Raw genomic sequence first — 12,853 nt, forward strand, 5'->3', positions numbered from 1 at the left:
GTCAGGGCGTGTCCCTCGGCTCGCCGCACAGCCGGTACAGCAGCGCGTAGGCCGTCTTGACGATGCGGCAGCCGCGGTCGTGCCGGGTGGCGCATCCGGCCACCGCCGTACCGGTGGCCGGGTGGAAGCCGAGGAACGTCTGCTGCCCGAAGGTGGCCCCCGCGTGGAAGAGCAGGGGGCCACCCGGCCCCGGATGGTGGTACCAGGTCAGCGTATGCGTGTTCCGGTGACCGAGCCCCCGGCGCAGTTGCGGGACCTGGACGTCGTGCAGCGCCGCCTCCAACGCCGTGCCGCCGGGCCGCAGGTGCGCCTCGGCGTAGCGGAGCAGGTCGGTCGGTGTGGACCGGACCCCGCCCGCCGCCGTGAAGGCCGCCATGTCGGTCGGCGGCAGCGGCGTACGCCCGTCGGTCCGGTAGCCGACCGCCGCGAGGACACCGCCCGGCCCCGTCGTGGTGCCGTGCAGCCCCAGGGGCGCCAGCACCCGCCCCGCCAGCAGCGTGCCGTAGTCCGCTCCCGTGGCGTGTTCCATCGCGGGTCCGAGCAGCGCGATGCCGAGGTTGGAATAGTGCCAGCGGCTGCCGGGGGCGTGGCGGGTACGGGTGTCCGCGAAGGCCCGCAGCAGCCGTCCGGTGTCGTAGCGGGCGTAGCTGTTGGTGTACGGCCGCAGCACCGCGCCCGCCACCAGGTCACGCGGCACGCGCGGCAGCCCCGAGGTGTGGGTCGCCAGGTGCCGCAGCGTGATCCGCCGCGCGTACGGGTGGGGGAGCGGCAGGTCCGGCAGGTGCGCGGCGAGCGGGTCGTCGAGACCGAGTACGCCGTCGCGGGCGAGTGCCGCCAGCAGCAGCACGGTGAACGTCTTGGAGAGCGAGCCGAGTTCGTACCGCGCCTCCTCGCGCGCCGCCCGCGGCGGCGCGCTGCCGCCGCCCACCAGCGTCCGCCGTCCCGCGCGGGAGACGGCCAGCACGACATCGGGCGCCCTGACCTCGGTGACCGCCCGCTCCAGCAGGTCGCGGACCGGCGCGCCGTCGGCCGTACGGTCCTCGGCCTCGTCCGGCGCGAGGTCCACCGCTGTGGCGCTCACGCGACCGCGTCCGCGTCCGCCGACAGCGCGCGGGAGGTGGCCATCGCGGAGGCGAAGGCGGCGACCAGCGTCGGGTGGTGCACCTGGTCGAAGACCTCGGCCGCGTTCCCGTCCGGCATCCCGTTGCGCACCGGCATCGCACCGCTGTCGGACTGCGCGGCGGCGTACCGCTCCCACACCTCGCCGTCGAGCGCCGGGCGCGGCAGACAGGCGTCCACGACCAGCAGTTCGCCGAGCAGGTCCCAGTGGGCGAGGTCGGCCCAGTCCTCGGTCCAGGCCGGGAGATACCGCGTCAGATAGTCGACGATCGCGGGCGGGATGCGGTCCGGCGCCTCGCCCCAGTTGGTGAGGTGGAAGACGGTGTGCGTGAGGTCGTACGCGATGTGGAACTGCACCGTCCAGGGCTCCGGCGTCTGGCCCAGCCAGGTGCGCTCCACGGCCAGGTCGAAGTCACCGCTGGGCACCAGGCCCAGCTTGCGCTCGGCGTTGAGCAGGCCCAGGCGCCGGTTGGGCACCATCTCCAGGGCCCGCCAGGACGCCGTGCGGCGCGAGAGGGCGACCGCGTCCTCCACACCGGGGTGCCGGTGGCCCAGTTCGTAGAAGGTCGCGTAGATCTCCAGCGGCACGGGGGAGAGCGGTTCGTCGCGCTGGAGCGCCGCCAGTACGTTGCCGCCGTCCAGCAACTCGCGCCAGGCGAAGTCCAGCAGCCGCAGCGACCGGTCGCGCTGCCGTGACCCGGCCACGCCCTCGCGCGAGAGCACCCGCATGTTGATCGCCAACTCGCCGATGGGCTTGAGGCGTTCGATGACCGCGCCGCTGGTGGCGCGGTCGTCGTCGGTGAGCCGGAAGTGCTCCCGGTTCGCGTCGAGCCAGGCCAGCGCGCGCTCGCCCACCTGGTGCAGGAGCGCGGGGGATGCGGCCGTCGTCATCACGATGCTGCCTCGCTTTCCAGGACCGGGCGCCGTACGCCCGCGGTCGGGCCCGCCGGCCGCGTCGGGCCGATCCGGGCCAGGGTGGCCGCGAAGGCGGTCACCAACGTGGAGTGGTAGCAGGCGGTGAACGCCTCGGCGGCGGCCGTGCCCGGCGGCGGCGCGGCGCCGATCTCGGGCACCGCGCCGTCCGCGCCCTGCGCCCCGGCCAGCAGCCGCCAGGCCGCCGCGTCCGGGACGGGCGCGGGCAGGCAGGCCGCCACGGCGAGCAGTTCGCCGACCAGATCCCACAGCTCCTCCTCCAGCCAGCTCTCCAGCCAGGACGGGATCCACAGCCGCAGATACTCGGCGCGGTCGGCGGGCATCCGGTGCGGGGCGCGGCCCCAGTCGGTGAGGTGGAAGACGTCGTGCGTCACGCCGTAGGCCGCCTTGCGGTCCAGCGTCCACGGCTCGACCGCCCGGCCGAGTCCCGTCATGGCCAGCACCGCGTCGAAGTCGGCGTGGTGGCGCAGCCCGATCCGCCGCTCGGCGTTGAGCACGCCGAGGGTACGGGTGTGGTCCTCGCGCGCCACCCGCCAGCCGCGCAGCCCGGTCATGGTGCGCACCAGTTCCTCGACGCCCGGATGGCTCAGCCCGGTCTGCGCGAAGACCCCGTACAGCTCGACCGGGTAGGTCGCGCGCGGCTCGCCGCGGATCAGGTCGCCGAACAGCTCACCGTCGCCCGTCTCACGCCAGGCGAAGCGGAAGAGGCCGTCCGCGAGGTCGCGGACGGCGGGCAGCGGGTGGTGCGTACGGATGAGGTGGCTGAGTTCGGCCAGCTCGCCGAGGGGTTTGAGCGTGGTGTTGGGATCGGCGTCGGTCGTCACGTCCGGGGGCAGCCGGAAGCACGGGCGCATGCCGTCCAGCCAGGTGAGCGCCGAGACGGCCATGCGGTCCAGCGGCTCCGGGCCGGCGCCCGCCGCGGGGACCCGGCCGCCGGTCACGAACCGCGCCCGTGGAAACGCGCCGCCGCGGTGATGTGCAGCGCCACGCGGGGGTCGTCGCCGCTCATCTGACGGACGAACACCAGGCCGCTGTCCAGACCGAGCGAGTCCGGAACGTCCGGCAGGCCCGCCAGCCAGCGGCCGAGCCCGGCCGCCTGGAGCCAGTCCCGACGGCGGACCGCGCGGACGAAGCCGCGGGCCAGGTCGTCGGTGCGCTCCGCCAGGCACCCGGCCAGCGGGGTGTCGAGCCCCGGCAGCGACAGCGAGGCCAACTGCGAGGCCCGGTGGGCCAGTCGCGGCCACGCGTCGGTGGCGGCCCACCGCGTCGCGGCGGGCGGCTCCGGCGGCCGGCCGCCGGCGTCCGCGGGCAGGAAGGCGCGCGCCGCCGCCGCGAGCCCCCGGTAGCTCCACACCGACACCTCGGAGGCGTCGGCCCCCGGCGGATAGGCGGCGAGCGCGGCGCGGACGAGGGCCTGATCGGCCGTGCCCGCCGCGCCGCCCGTGTCATGGGAGGGGCCGCGGTCCAGCGCGTACGGCGCCAGTACGTCGGCGCCCAGTACCCGGATCGCGGCCGATGCCACCGCTTCGCCCTGCGGGAGTACGCGCGACAGCGCATAGGAGCCGCCCCCGCCCCGAAGGGCGAGGGCGACTGCCTGTGCGACGTCGGCGACCACAGCGCTCAGCGGGGATGTCCCCTGCGCCTGCTCTGCCAACGTGACCCCTCAGTTCAGGACGCGTCCGTCTTCGTCGGACGGGGGGTCGGGGGCGAGATCAGCAGAAGTCCTGCGAGGAGCAGACCGCCGCCGCACTCGCGCGTGTCGCGGTAGATGCCCTCGGGTTCCGCGGAGTCCAGCAGTCCTTCGACCTCAGCGGCGAGGACCGCCGACTCGACCGGGGCTGTGAGATCCGAGTTCATGGAATCATCTCCTTGTTCGGCTGGATCTCCTTCAGCATGGCCGAGGTTCCAAAGTGCCGCAAACGGAACAAATCGCCCAGGCGGTGACCCGTATCGCGGCCCGCGCGACACCGGCGCGTACGGCCCGGTCCGCGCCCCGGACACCGCGGCTCTTTCCTCGCCCGCGCGGCATCCGTCGTGGCCCGACGCTCCCGTACGACCGGGCGGGGAAGGGGAGTTCACGGCCATGAATATTGTCTGACAAGTGAGGTCTGGTGCCCGACGCTGCCCGACGCGGGCCCTCTGACCTGCGCCGGGACGCGGTCATGCGGCGCGCGTACGGCGGTATCCGGGCCGTCCGCGCGGGGCGCGGAGGTGGGGGCGGGTAGGACACGGGTCGGTCACGGGATATCTTGATGTCGAGCAATGTTGCAGACCTGGACGGAGTGACCGGTGGCTGACTCGACCATCATCTACACGCATACCGACGAGGCTCCGGCCCTGGCGACGTACTCGCTGCTGCCGGTGATCGAGGCGTACGCCTCCACCGCCGGTGTCACCGTCGAGACCCGCGACATCTCGCTGTCGGGGCGGATCATCGCCGTCTTCCCCGAGTACCTGCGCGAGGACCAGCGGATCGACGACGCGCTCGCCGAGCTGGGCGAACTGGCCAAGACGCCCGCCGCGAACATCATCAAGCTGCCGAACGTCTCGGCGTCGATCCCGCAGCTCAAGGCCGCCATCGCCGAGCTGCGCGAGCAGGGCTACGCGCTGCCCGACTACCCGGACGACCCGAAGTCCGACCAGGACAAGGACGTCCGCGCCCGCTACGACAAGGTCAAGGGCAGCGCCGTCAACCCGGTGCTGCGCGAGGGCAACTCAGACCGCCGCGCCCCCGCCTCGGTGAAGAACTACGCCAAGGCGCACCCGCACCGCATGGGCGCCTGGACGCCGGAGTCCAAGACGAACGTCGCGCACATGGACGGCGACGACTTCCGTTCGACCGAGAAGTCCGCGGTCCTCTCCGAGGCCGGATCGCTCCGCATCGAGCTGGCCGGGGACGACGGCAGCACCACCGTGCTGCGCGAGTCCGTACCCGTACTGGCCGGTGAGGTCGTGGACGCCGCCGTCCTGCGGGTCGCGGCGCTGCGTGAATTCCTCACCGCCCAGATCGCCCGCGCCAAGGCCGAGGGCGTGCTGTTCTCGGTGCACCTCAAGGCCACCATGATGAAGGTCTCCGACCCGATCATCTTCGGCCACGTCGTACGCGCCTTCTTCCCCAAGACCTTCGCCGAGCACGGCGCGACGCTCGCCGCGGCCGGTCTCACCCCGAACGACGGCCTCGGCGGCATCCTCAAGGGCCTGGAGTCGCTGCCCGAGGGCGCCGCGATCAAGGCGTCCTTCGACGCCGAACTCGCCGAGGGCCCCGAGCTGGCCATGGTCGACTCCGACCGCGGCATCACCAACCTGCACGTGCCCAGCGACGTCATCGTGGACGCGTCCATGCCCGCCATGATCCGCACCTCGGGTCACATGTGGGGCCCGGACGGCCAGGAGGCCGACACCCTCGCGGTCATCCCGGACCGCAGCTACGCGGGCATCTACCAGGTCACCATCGACGACTGCCGCGCGCACGGCGCCTTCGACCCGGCCACCATGGGCTCGGTGCCCAACGTCGGCCTGATGGCCCAGGCCGCCGAGGAGTACGGCAGCCACGACAAGACCTTCGAGATCCCCGTCACCGGTACGGTGCGCGTGGTCGACGGAGCCGGCCGGGCCGTGCTGGAGCAGGCCGTCAGCGCGGGCGACATCTTCCGCATGTGCCAGACCAAGGACGTGCCGATCCAGGACTGGGTCAAGCTCGCCGTCACCCGCGCCCGCGCCACCGGCACCCCCGCGGTGTTCTGGCTGGACGAGGACCGCGCGCACGACGCCAACCTGATCGCCAAGGTCGAGCGGTACCTGCCCGAGCACGACACCGACGGCCTCGACATCCGGATCCTGCCGCCGGTCGACGCCATCGCCTTCTCGCTGGAGCGGATCCGCCGCGGCGAGGACACCATCTCCGTGACCGGCAACGTGCTGCGCGACTACCTCACCGACCTCTTCCCGATCCTCGAACTCGGCACGAGCGCCAAGATGCTCTCGGTCGTCCCGCTGATCAACGGCGGCGGACTGTTCGAGACCGGCGCCGGCGGCTCCGCGCCCAAGCACGTGCAGCAGCTCGTCAAGGAGAACTACCTGCGCTGGGACAGCCTCGGTGAGTTCCTCGCCCTCGCGGTGAGCTTCGAGCACCTCGCGCAGAGCACGGACAACCCGCGCGCCCAGATCCTCGCGGACACCCTCGACCGGGCGACCGGCACCTTCCTCAACGAGGACAAGTCGCCCAGCCGCCGCCTCGGCGGCATCGACAACCGCGGCAGCCACTTCTACCTGGCCCTCTACTGGGCCCAGGAGCTGGCCGCGCAGACCGACGACATCAAGCTCGCGGAGGCGTTCGGCGCGCTCGCCACGACGCTGGCCGAGCAGGAGCAGGCCATTGTCGGCGAGCTGATCGCGGTCCAGGGCTCGCCGGTCGACCTCGGCGGCTACTACCGGCCCGACGCGGCCAAGGCCGCGGCCGTCATGCGGCCGTCGCAGACGCTGAACCAGGCGCTGTCGACCCTGGGCTGACGCCGCCGCCACCGGGCTGACCTGTACGGATCGACCCCGGCGGACATCACCGCATCGCACATCCCCGCGCCCCGACCGGCATGTCCGGCCGGGGCGCGGGCACGAGTCCCGGTGCTTTGCGATAGTTGAGATGTCCCGCTTGTACGCGGACCCCTTCCGATCCACGGGGTCCCTGTCCGATCCGAGCCTGGTGAGGAACGCATTGACGACACAGGAGAGCGGCGTGCCCGCGGCACCGTCCCCGGCGGCGGAACCGCAGGCGGTGCTGAGCCCGCTGACCACCGCGGCGACCTTCCTGGTGGTGACCGTCGACCCCGGCGGCGAGGCCGTGGCGCGCGACCTGCTGGCCGACCTCGCGGGCTTGCAGCGGTCGATCGGCTTCGGCAGCCCCGAGGGCAGGCTGAGCTGTGTCGCGGGCATCGGCTCCGAGGCGTGGGACCGGCTCTTCGCCGGACCGCGCCCCGCCGGGCTGCACCCCTTCGAGGAACTGCGCGGCGCCCGGCACCGGGCCGTCTCCACCCCCGGCGACCTGCTCTTCCACATCAGGGCCACCCGGATGGACCTGTGCTTCTCGCTCGCCACCGAGATCATGAACCGGCTGCGCGGCTCGGTCACCCTCCGCGACGAGACCCAGGGCTTCGTCTACCGCGACGCCCGCGACCTGCTCGGCTTCGTCGACGGCAGCGAGAATCCGGTCGGCCCGGCCGCCCACCGGGCCGTGCTCATCGGTGACGAGGACGCCGACTTCGCGGGCGGCAGCTACGTCATCGTGCAGAAGTATCTGCACGATCTCGACGCCTGGAACGCGCTGCCCGTCGAGGAGCAGGAAAAGATCATCGGCCGCCGCAAGCTGAGCAATGTGGAGCTGGACGAGGACGCCTCGCACGTCGCGCTCAACACCATCACCGAGGCCGACGGCACCGAGCGCAAGATCCTGCGCGACAACATGCCCTTCGGCAGTCCGGGCAGGGGCGAATTCGGCACCTACTTCATCGGTTACGCGCGCACCCCCGACGTCACCGAGCAGATGCTGCGGAACATGTTCCTCGGCCTGCCGCCCGCCACCCACGACCGCATCCTGGACTTCTCCACGGCCGTCACCGGGACCCTGTTCCACGCCCCGGCCGCCGGTTTCCTGGACGACCTCCCCGACCCGCCCGCCCGCGCGTCCGCGCCGGGCACCGCGACCCTGGCCGCACCCGCCCCCGGCACGGTCCCCGTCGAATCCGCCACCGTCGAATCCGCCCCCGCCGTACCCGACGACTCACTGGGTATCGGCGACCTGAAGAGGAGCACCACGCCGTGAACAACCTGCATCGTGAACTGGCCCCCATCTCCGCCGCCGCCTGGGCCGATCTGGAGGACGAGGCGCGACGCACGTTCAAGCGCAACGTGGCGGGGCGCCGGATCGTGGACGTACCGGAACCGGCCGGATCCGAGCTGTCCGCCGTCGCCACCGGGCACCTCGACGCCATCGAGTCGCCCGCCGACGGCGTCGCCGCGCACGTACGGCGCTCGCAGCCGGTGGTCGAACTGCGGCTGCCCTTCAGCGTCGACCGCCGCCAGGTGGACGACGTCGAGCGCGGCGCGAAGGACGCGGACTGGCAGCCCGTCAAGGACGCCGCCCGGCAGCTCGCCTTCGCCGAGGACCGGGTGATCTTCGAGGGTTACCCGGCCGCCGGTATCGACGGCATCCGCGCCGCCTCCTCCAACCAGGCGATCACCCTGCCCGACGACGTACGCGACTACCCGAACGCCGTCAGTCAGGCGATCACCGCGCTGCGCCTCGCGGGCGTCGACGGCACCTACCACCTGGCGCTCAGCGCCGACGCGTACACCGCGGTCAACGAGACCTCGGACCACGGCTACCCGATCCACCAGCACCTGGCGCGGCTGCTGGACGGCGACATCATCTGGGCGCCCGCCATCGACGGCGCGTTCCTGATCGCCGGCCGCGGCGGCGACTTCGAACTGCGCCTCGGCCAGGACCTGTCCATCGGCTACCTGTCCCACGACGACACCAGCGTGCGGCTCTACTTCCAGGAGACCCTGACCTTCCTCGTCCACACCGCGGAAGCCGCCGTCTCCCTGAAGTCCGCCCCGCGCGCCATCGCGGTCTGAGTCAGGGCGACCGGGTCCGGTCGGGTTCCAGGAACGCCAACGACTCCCGGAGGTTGTGCTCGACGATGCCCAGCATGAAGTCGCGGTCGGGGAAGTCGCCGTCGAGCAGGCGCAGCGGCCCGGCGACGAGCGACAGCCGCATGGCGAGCGCGTAAAACCGCAGCCGCCGCCCGTCCAATTCCGCCCCGCCCCGGTCCGGACCTCGGCCGGGCGCCGGGCGGCCGGGCAGCAGCCGGGCGTAGTGGTCGCCGAAGCGGATGCGCAGGAAGGCGTGCTCCCACTCGACGTCGAAGTACATCAGCCCCTCGACGTCGATCAGGACCGGCCTGCCTCGGGCGTCCACGAGTACGTGGTCGGGACCGAGTTCGCCGTGCACGACGGCGAACCGCTCGCGCGCGGGCACCGCGGCGTACGCCGTCCGCACGACGTCCTCCAGCCGGTCGCGGACGACGGCGATACGGGTGTCGCGCCGGGCGGCCTCGTACAGGTCGTCGAGGGCGCGGTCCAGGACGGCCCCCTCGCACGAACCGCCTTTCGACACACCGCCGTTGTCGACCAGCGCGACCTTGCCGAAGCCCGGAGCGGTGTGGTCCGCCATCAGGCCGAGCGCTTCGGCGAGGCGGTCCATGACCGGGGCCGCGCTCCGGGGGTCGGCGCGCAGCATCTCCTCAAGGGTCGGGCCCCGCACGTCCTCGACCACCGCGATGTCGGCGGGGTAGTGCGCCTTGCTGGTATCGGTCAGACGGATCCGCGGTGAGCGGACGCCGAGGGCGTGAAGGCGCCCGTGCGCGGCCTCGAAGAGGTCGATGCCGGAGGCGTGCGAGAACGGGTCGGTGTGGTCAGCGTCCGTGCCGTCGCTCGGCCAGTAGTCCTCGGTGTCGTCCCAGATGTAGACGATGACCGTCGAGTCGTCGTCGAGCGTCAGCCGGTAGACGCCCTTCTTGCTGCCGCCGCGCAGTCGGTCGACCCGTGCGATGCGGCGGCCGGGTCCGAGGGCGGCCCGTGCCACCCCTTCCAGCCGCTCGCGGTCCGGAAATCCGCGTTCCGTGTGCATGCCCCACCCCTCGCGATCGACCGTGCAGTCTCCCACGGGCGGCGGTGACGATGCGTATTCCCTTGTCCCCGTACTCCCGTGCCGCGTCGCGGAGACCTGGCCCATCCCGGATAGCCGGCCGTGCGCGGGGGCATACGCCGAACACAGGAGCGACGAGGACGGCGTACGGGGAACGGTGGCAACGACCGCACAGGGCTGAACTCCGGCTGAGGAGGGGGACGATGGTGGATCTGCGCCGGGTCTGGGAAGGCTCGGCGGCCGGACGGGTGTGGCGCAAGGGCGCCGAACTGGAGCTGCTGCAACGCTCGATGGGCTTCGCCGCGCTCGGCCTGGTCACGTTGATGCCGCTGCTGATCGTGGTCGCCGCGGCGGCGCCCTTCCAACGCACCGGCTTCGCCCAGTGGGTGGTCGACGGCATGGGCCTGTCCCCGCACCCGGCCGAGTCCGTGCAGCGCCTGTTCGCCACACCACGGCGGGTGTTGAGCACCACCAGCGCGCTCAGCCTGGCCTCGCTCGCGATCTTCGGACTGTCCTTCGCGGCCAGCGTCGAGACCGGCTACCGCAAGGTCTGGGAGCTGCCCGCCAGCCCCTGGCACAGCGTGTGGCGGCGCGCGGTGTGGCTCGCGGGCCTGACGGCGTATCTCTTCGCCGAGGCCCAGAGCGGCGCCTTCCTCAGCCACGGCTGGCGGCAGGCCGTGGTGCGCATCACCCTCACCCTCGTCTTCGGCGTCCTCTTCTTCTGGTGGGGCCAGCGCTTCCTCCTCGGCGGCCTCATCACCTGGCGCGCGGCCCTGCCCGGCGCCGTCCTCACCATGGCGGGCCTCGTCGGCCTGCGGGGCTTCTCCTGGCTGGTCTTCTCGCCGCTCATCGTCACCAACGCCGTCACCTACGGCTCGGTCGGCACCGTCTTGATGGTGCAGTGCTGGCTGATCGGCGTCGGCTTCGTCTTCTTCGGCGGCCCCCTCATCGGCTGCGAGATCCAGCAGACCCGCGCCCGCCGGGCGGCCGGCCCCCAGCAGACGGGGACGGAAGCGGAGACAGCGACGGAAGCGGAGACAGAGACGGAAGGAGAGGCGGTGGCGGACGGGGAGGGCCGCGTCGCCGGGTGGCGGCGCGGCCCGTAGGCGTCGGACGGTTCAGCCCCAGGGCTGGGAGACGACCCAGCTCGTGTCGTCGCTCCAGGACGTGGCGCTGTCCCAGGCGTTGGAGCCCCCGTTGCCGCCGATGTAGACGGTGTTGTTGTAGTGGCGGATGTCCTTGTCGGTGTAGTTGACGGACTGGAAGGTGTTGCCCTGGCCGTTGTTGCCCGGCTGCGGGCAGAAGGTGGCGTCCTGGGCGTAGAGGGAACCACCGTCATTGGCATTGAGCTTGAGCTGGAAGTTGGAGTGGCGCAGGTACTGCCCCGAGGTGTTGGCGGACTCGAAGGAGAGGCAGGCGCTGTTGGCCAGACCCGCCCGTACGATCCAGGTCGCGTCGGCCTTGTCGGTCGCCGAACTGGACGCGGACACCGGGGAGATGACCACATTGGCGTCGCTGTCGTCGTGCCGGATGTAGTCGGTGGTGCAGCACGCGGTCGTGGCCCGCAGCGAGATCCGCGAGCCGGGGGTCAGCGAACCGGAGCCCGACGACTGCGTCGTGTACCCGACGGAGGCGATGTTGGTCTGTACCGCGTTCTCGGTGGCGTCGGAGGGGTAGCCGGACGTCATCACGCCCTCGTAGAACGTACCGGCGGAGCCCTTGCTGTTGTCGCCGCCGATGCCGAGGATGATCGCGCCCTCCTTGTGCATCGGGTTGTAGCCCGAGACGTTGGGGCGTACGCCGCTGTAGTACGTCGACAGGCCGCCCGACTGCGCGTTGCCGCCGCGGATCGCCCACTGGTTCGGGCCGCCCTTGACCATGGCGGTCAGGTAGCGGAAATTCACCGTCGGGTCGTTGGCGTTGTAGTGCTGGTTCACGCCGGAGAACAGGCCGTTCTCCAGGTCGGCCATGACCCAGGGGCCGTTGCCCGCGCCGTAGCCCCAGACCTTGATGTTCCCGAAGTAGATGGCCTCCATGTGGCCGTTGCCGGTGTCGTTGTTACTGGTCTCGGCGTTGCCGTAGTCGAAGCAGCAGCCGCCGTTGTAGTGCGTGCCGTCGAGGATCGCGTACATCCCCTCCGGCTGGTCGCCGGTCGCGATCCCGCTGGTGTGGTCGTTGCGGTAGCCGGTGCCGGGCGCCACGTAGACGCCGTACGCCTTGTGGCCGCCCACCGTGGTCGGCGCCGCGGTCGCGTTCGCCAGATTGTCCGGTCCGCCCGCGGCCCCGCCGCCGGGCGCCTGGGTGAGGTTGTTGCCGCGTCCCGACTGGTCGTAGATGACCGTGATCACGCAGGTCGTCCCGGAGCAGAACGAGTCCTGTGCGGCGGCGTTGGCGTATCCGCCCGTGCTCAGCACGCCGATGTTCTGTGTGGCGTTGTCGGAGGCGCGCCTGACCTGGTAGAGCGAGCCGTTGTACGTGGAGTACAGCGCCCGTGTGGTGCTGTGGGCGGCCACGCAGGGGGTGCCGCCCGCGCTGTACGCGTCGCAGGGGAGCGAACCCGCCGCGTGGGAGGTGCCCGTGCCGCCGATCAGGAGACCCGCGACGAGGGTCGCCGCGGCGGCGAGGCAGAGCGCCCATTTCCTGAAGCGGCCCGCTAAGGGATTCGTTGCGGTCAGGGACATGAATGTCCTCCTCGATGTGAGTGGGGGGACCGCCGCCCGGCAGCGGGCGGCGGCGCATCGCACCTGGCCGCACGGCGGATCCGTGACGGTTGCGGTGGGCTTGTATTGTGATCGCTAACAACGCGACATGGTCCTGTGCTGCGGCAACGCGAAGGCGGCACGCGGCGGGTCCCGCACGCCGAGGCGCGCCGACCGTGCGTGAACGGTCCTGGCCCGCGCCGTCCCTGGCGGCGGCGGGATACCGGAGGGCCGTTCGCCCCTCCGACGCGCTCCCGACTCCTGGGTCCGTCCGTGGCGGCTCGGCCTGGACGCAGAGCGCGAGAGCGCGTCACGCGGGGGTCCGACCCTCTATCGCTTGGCCGTTATTGTTAGCGCTCACTGTGGCGGCGTCAAGGCGTTGGGCAGAAGAAATCCCGCC

General features: G+C 72.0%; 11 protein-coding genes. 4 read left to right on the forward strand and 7 right to left on the reverse strand.

Going from position 1 to position 12,853, the window contains the following annotated elements; all coding sequences use genetic code 11:
- Position 1: 1 nt before the first annotated feature.
- The 5 genes from ACIQCJ_RS25865 to ACIQCJ_RS25885 are packed head-to-tail and all read right to left on the reverse strand — an operon-like array spanning position 2 to position 3,909.
- Positions 2 to 1,081 (reverse strand): serine hydrolase domain-containing protein, encoded by a 1,080-nt coding sequence (locus tag ACIQCJ_RS25865; protein ID WP_402712657.1) that lies wholly within the window; start codon positions 1,079 to 1,081, stop codon positions 2 to 4.
- Complete coding sequence (locus ACIQCJ_RS25870; protein WP_401858068.1) at positions 1,078 to 2,010, reverse strand: DUF6895 family protein; 933 nt, start codon at positions 2,008 to 2,010, stop codon at positions 1,078 to 1,080. The genes ACIQCJ_RS25865 and ACIQCJ_RS25870 overlap by 4 nt, the downstream gene beginning before the upstream one ends.
- Positions 2,010 to 2,993: a DUF6895 family protein gene (locus tag ACIQCJ_RS25875; RefSeq protein WP_402712658.1), complete on the reverse strand. Its 984-nt coding sequence runs from the start codon at positions 2,991 to 2,993 to the stop codon at positions 2,010 to 2,012. The genes ACIQCJ_RS25870 and ACIQCJ_RS25875 overlap by 1 nt, the downstream gene beginning before the upstream one ends.
- On the reverse strand, positions 2,990 to 3,706 hold the full coding sequence (locus ACIQCJ_RS25880; protein WP_402712659.1) for a hypothetical protein: 717 nt from the start codon (positions 3,704 to 3,706) through the stop codon (positions 2,990 to 2,992). The genes ACIQCJ_RS25875 and ACIQCJ_RS25880 overlap by 4 nt, the downstream gene beginning before the upstream one ends.
- A gap of 14 nt (positions 3,707 to 3,720) precedes the next feature.
- The gene (locus ACIQCJ_RS25885; RefSeq protein ID WP_188280008.1) at positions 3,721 to 3,909 is read right to left on the reverse strand and encodes a hypothetical protein; all 189 of its coding nucleotides are present in this window, start codon (positions 3,907 to 3,909) and stop codon (positions 3,721 to 3,723) included.
- A 432-nt stretch (positions 3,910 to 4,341) separates the two neighbouring features.
- Between ACIQCJ_RS25885 and ACIQCJ_RS25890 the strand changes: the two genes are divergently transcribed.
- The 3 genes from ACIQCJ_RS25890 to ACIQCJ_RS25900 all read left to right on the forward strand — a co-directional run bounded on the left by ACIQCJ_RS25890 (position 4,342) and on the right by ACIQCJ_RS25900 (position 8,682).
- Positions 4,342 to 6,561 (forward strand): NADP-dependent isocitrate dehydrogenase, encoded by a 2,220-nt coding sequence (locus ACIQCJ_RS25890; RefSeq protein WP_402712660.1) that lies wholly within the window; start codon positions 4,342 to 4,344, stop codon positions 6,559 to 6,561.
- Positions 6,562 to 6,784: 223 nt separating this feature from the next.
- Positions 6,785 to 7,867, forward strand: coding sequence for a Dyp-type peroxidase (locus tag ACIQCJ_RS25895; RefSeq protein WP_402712661.1), 1,083 nt, complete (start codon positions 6,785 to 6,787; stop codon positions 7,865 to 7,867).
- Positions 7,864 to 8,682 (forward strand): family 1 encapsulin nanocompartment shell protein, encoded by an 819-nt coding sequence (locus ACIQCJ_RS25900; protein ID WP_355347477.1) that lies wholly within the window; start codon positions 7,864 to 7,866, stop codon positions 8,680 to 8,682. The genes ACIQCJ_RS25895 and ACIQCJ_RS25900 overlap by 4 nt, the downstream gene beginning before the upstream one ends.
- A gap of 1 nt (position 8,683) precedes the next feature.
- On the opposite strand, the gene ACIQCJ_RS25905 is transcribed toward ACIQCJ_RS25900, so the two are convergent.
- Positions 8,684 to 9,736 (reverse strand): phosphotransferase family protein, encoded by a 1,053-nt coding sequence (locus tag ACIQCJ_RS25905; protein ID WP_402712662.1) that lies wholly within the window; start codon positions 9,734 to 9,736, stop codon positions 8,684 to 8,686.
- A gap of 221 nt (positions 9,737 to 9,957) precedes the next feature.
- Here ACIQCJ_RS25905 and ACIQCJ_RS25910 point away from each other — a divergent pair, with 221 nt between their 5' ends.
- Positions 9,958 to 10,860 carry a ribonuclease BN gene (locus tag ACIQCJ_RS25910; RefSeq protein WP_391052115.1) on the forward strand — a complete coding sequence of 301 codons (903 nt, stop codon included), beginning with the start codon at positions 9,958 to 9,960 and terminating at the stop codon, positions 10,858 to 10,860.
- Positions 10,861 to 10,872: 12 nt separating this feature from the next.
- Here the strand turns inward: ACIQCJ_RS25910 and ACIQCJ_RS25915 are convergent, their stop codons facing one another.
- Entirely contained in the window at positions 10,873 to 12,435 is a 1,563-nt protein-coding gene (locus ACIQCJ_RS25915) for an alpha-L-arabinofuranosidase B (RefSeq protein ID WP_401720674.1), read from the reverse strand.
- Between the last annotated feature and the right edge of the window lie 418 nt (positions 12,436 to 12,853).

This window comes from Streptomyces sp. NPDC093221, from assembly GCF_044753885.1.
GTDB lineage: Bacteria > Actinomycetota > Actinomycetes > Streptomycetales > Streptomycetaceae > Actinacidiphila.

Excerpts from the sequence above, each read along its gene's own strand:
- ACIQCJ_RS25885 (WP_188280008.1), bottom strand. The coding sequence starts at position 3,909 with ATGAACTCGGATCTCACAGCCCCGGTCGAGTCGGCGGTCCTCGCCGCT.
- ACIQCJ_RS25910 (WP_391052115.1), top strand. The coding sequence starts at position 9,958 with ATGGTGGATCTGCGCCGGGTCTGGGAAGGCTCGGCGGCCGGACGGGTG.
- ACIQCJ_RS25915 (WP_401720674.1), bottom strand. The coding sequence starts at position 12,435 with ATGTCCCTGACCGCAACGAATCCCTTAGCGGGCCGCTTCAGGAAATGG.
- ACIQCJ_RS25905 (WP_402712662.1), bottom strand. The coding sequence starts at position 9,736 with ATGCACACGGAACGCGGATTTCCGGACCGCGAGCGGCTGGAAGGGGTG.
- ACIQCJ_RS25870 (WP_401858068.1), bottom strand. The coding sequence starts at position 2,010 with ATGACGACGGCCGCATCCCCCGCGCTCCTGCACCAGGTGGGCGAGCGC.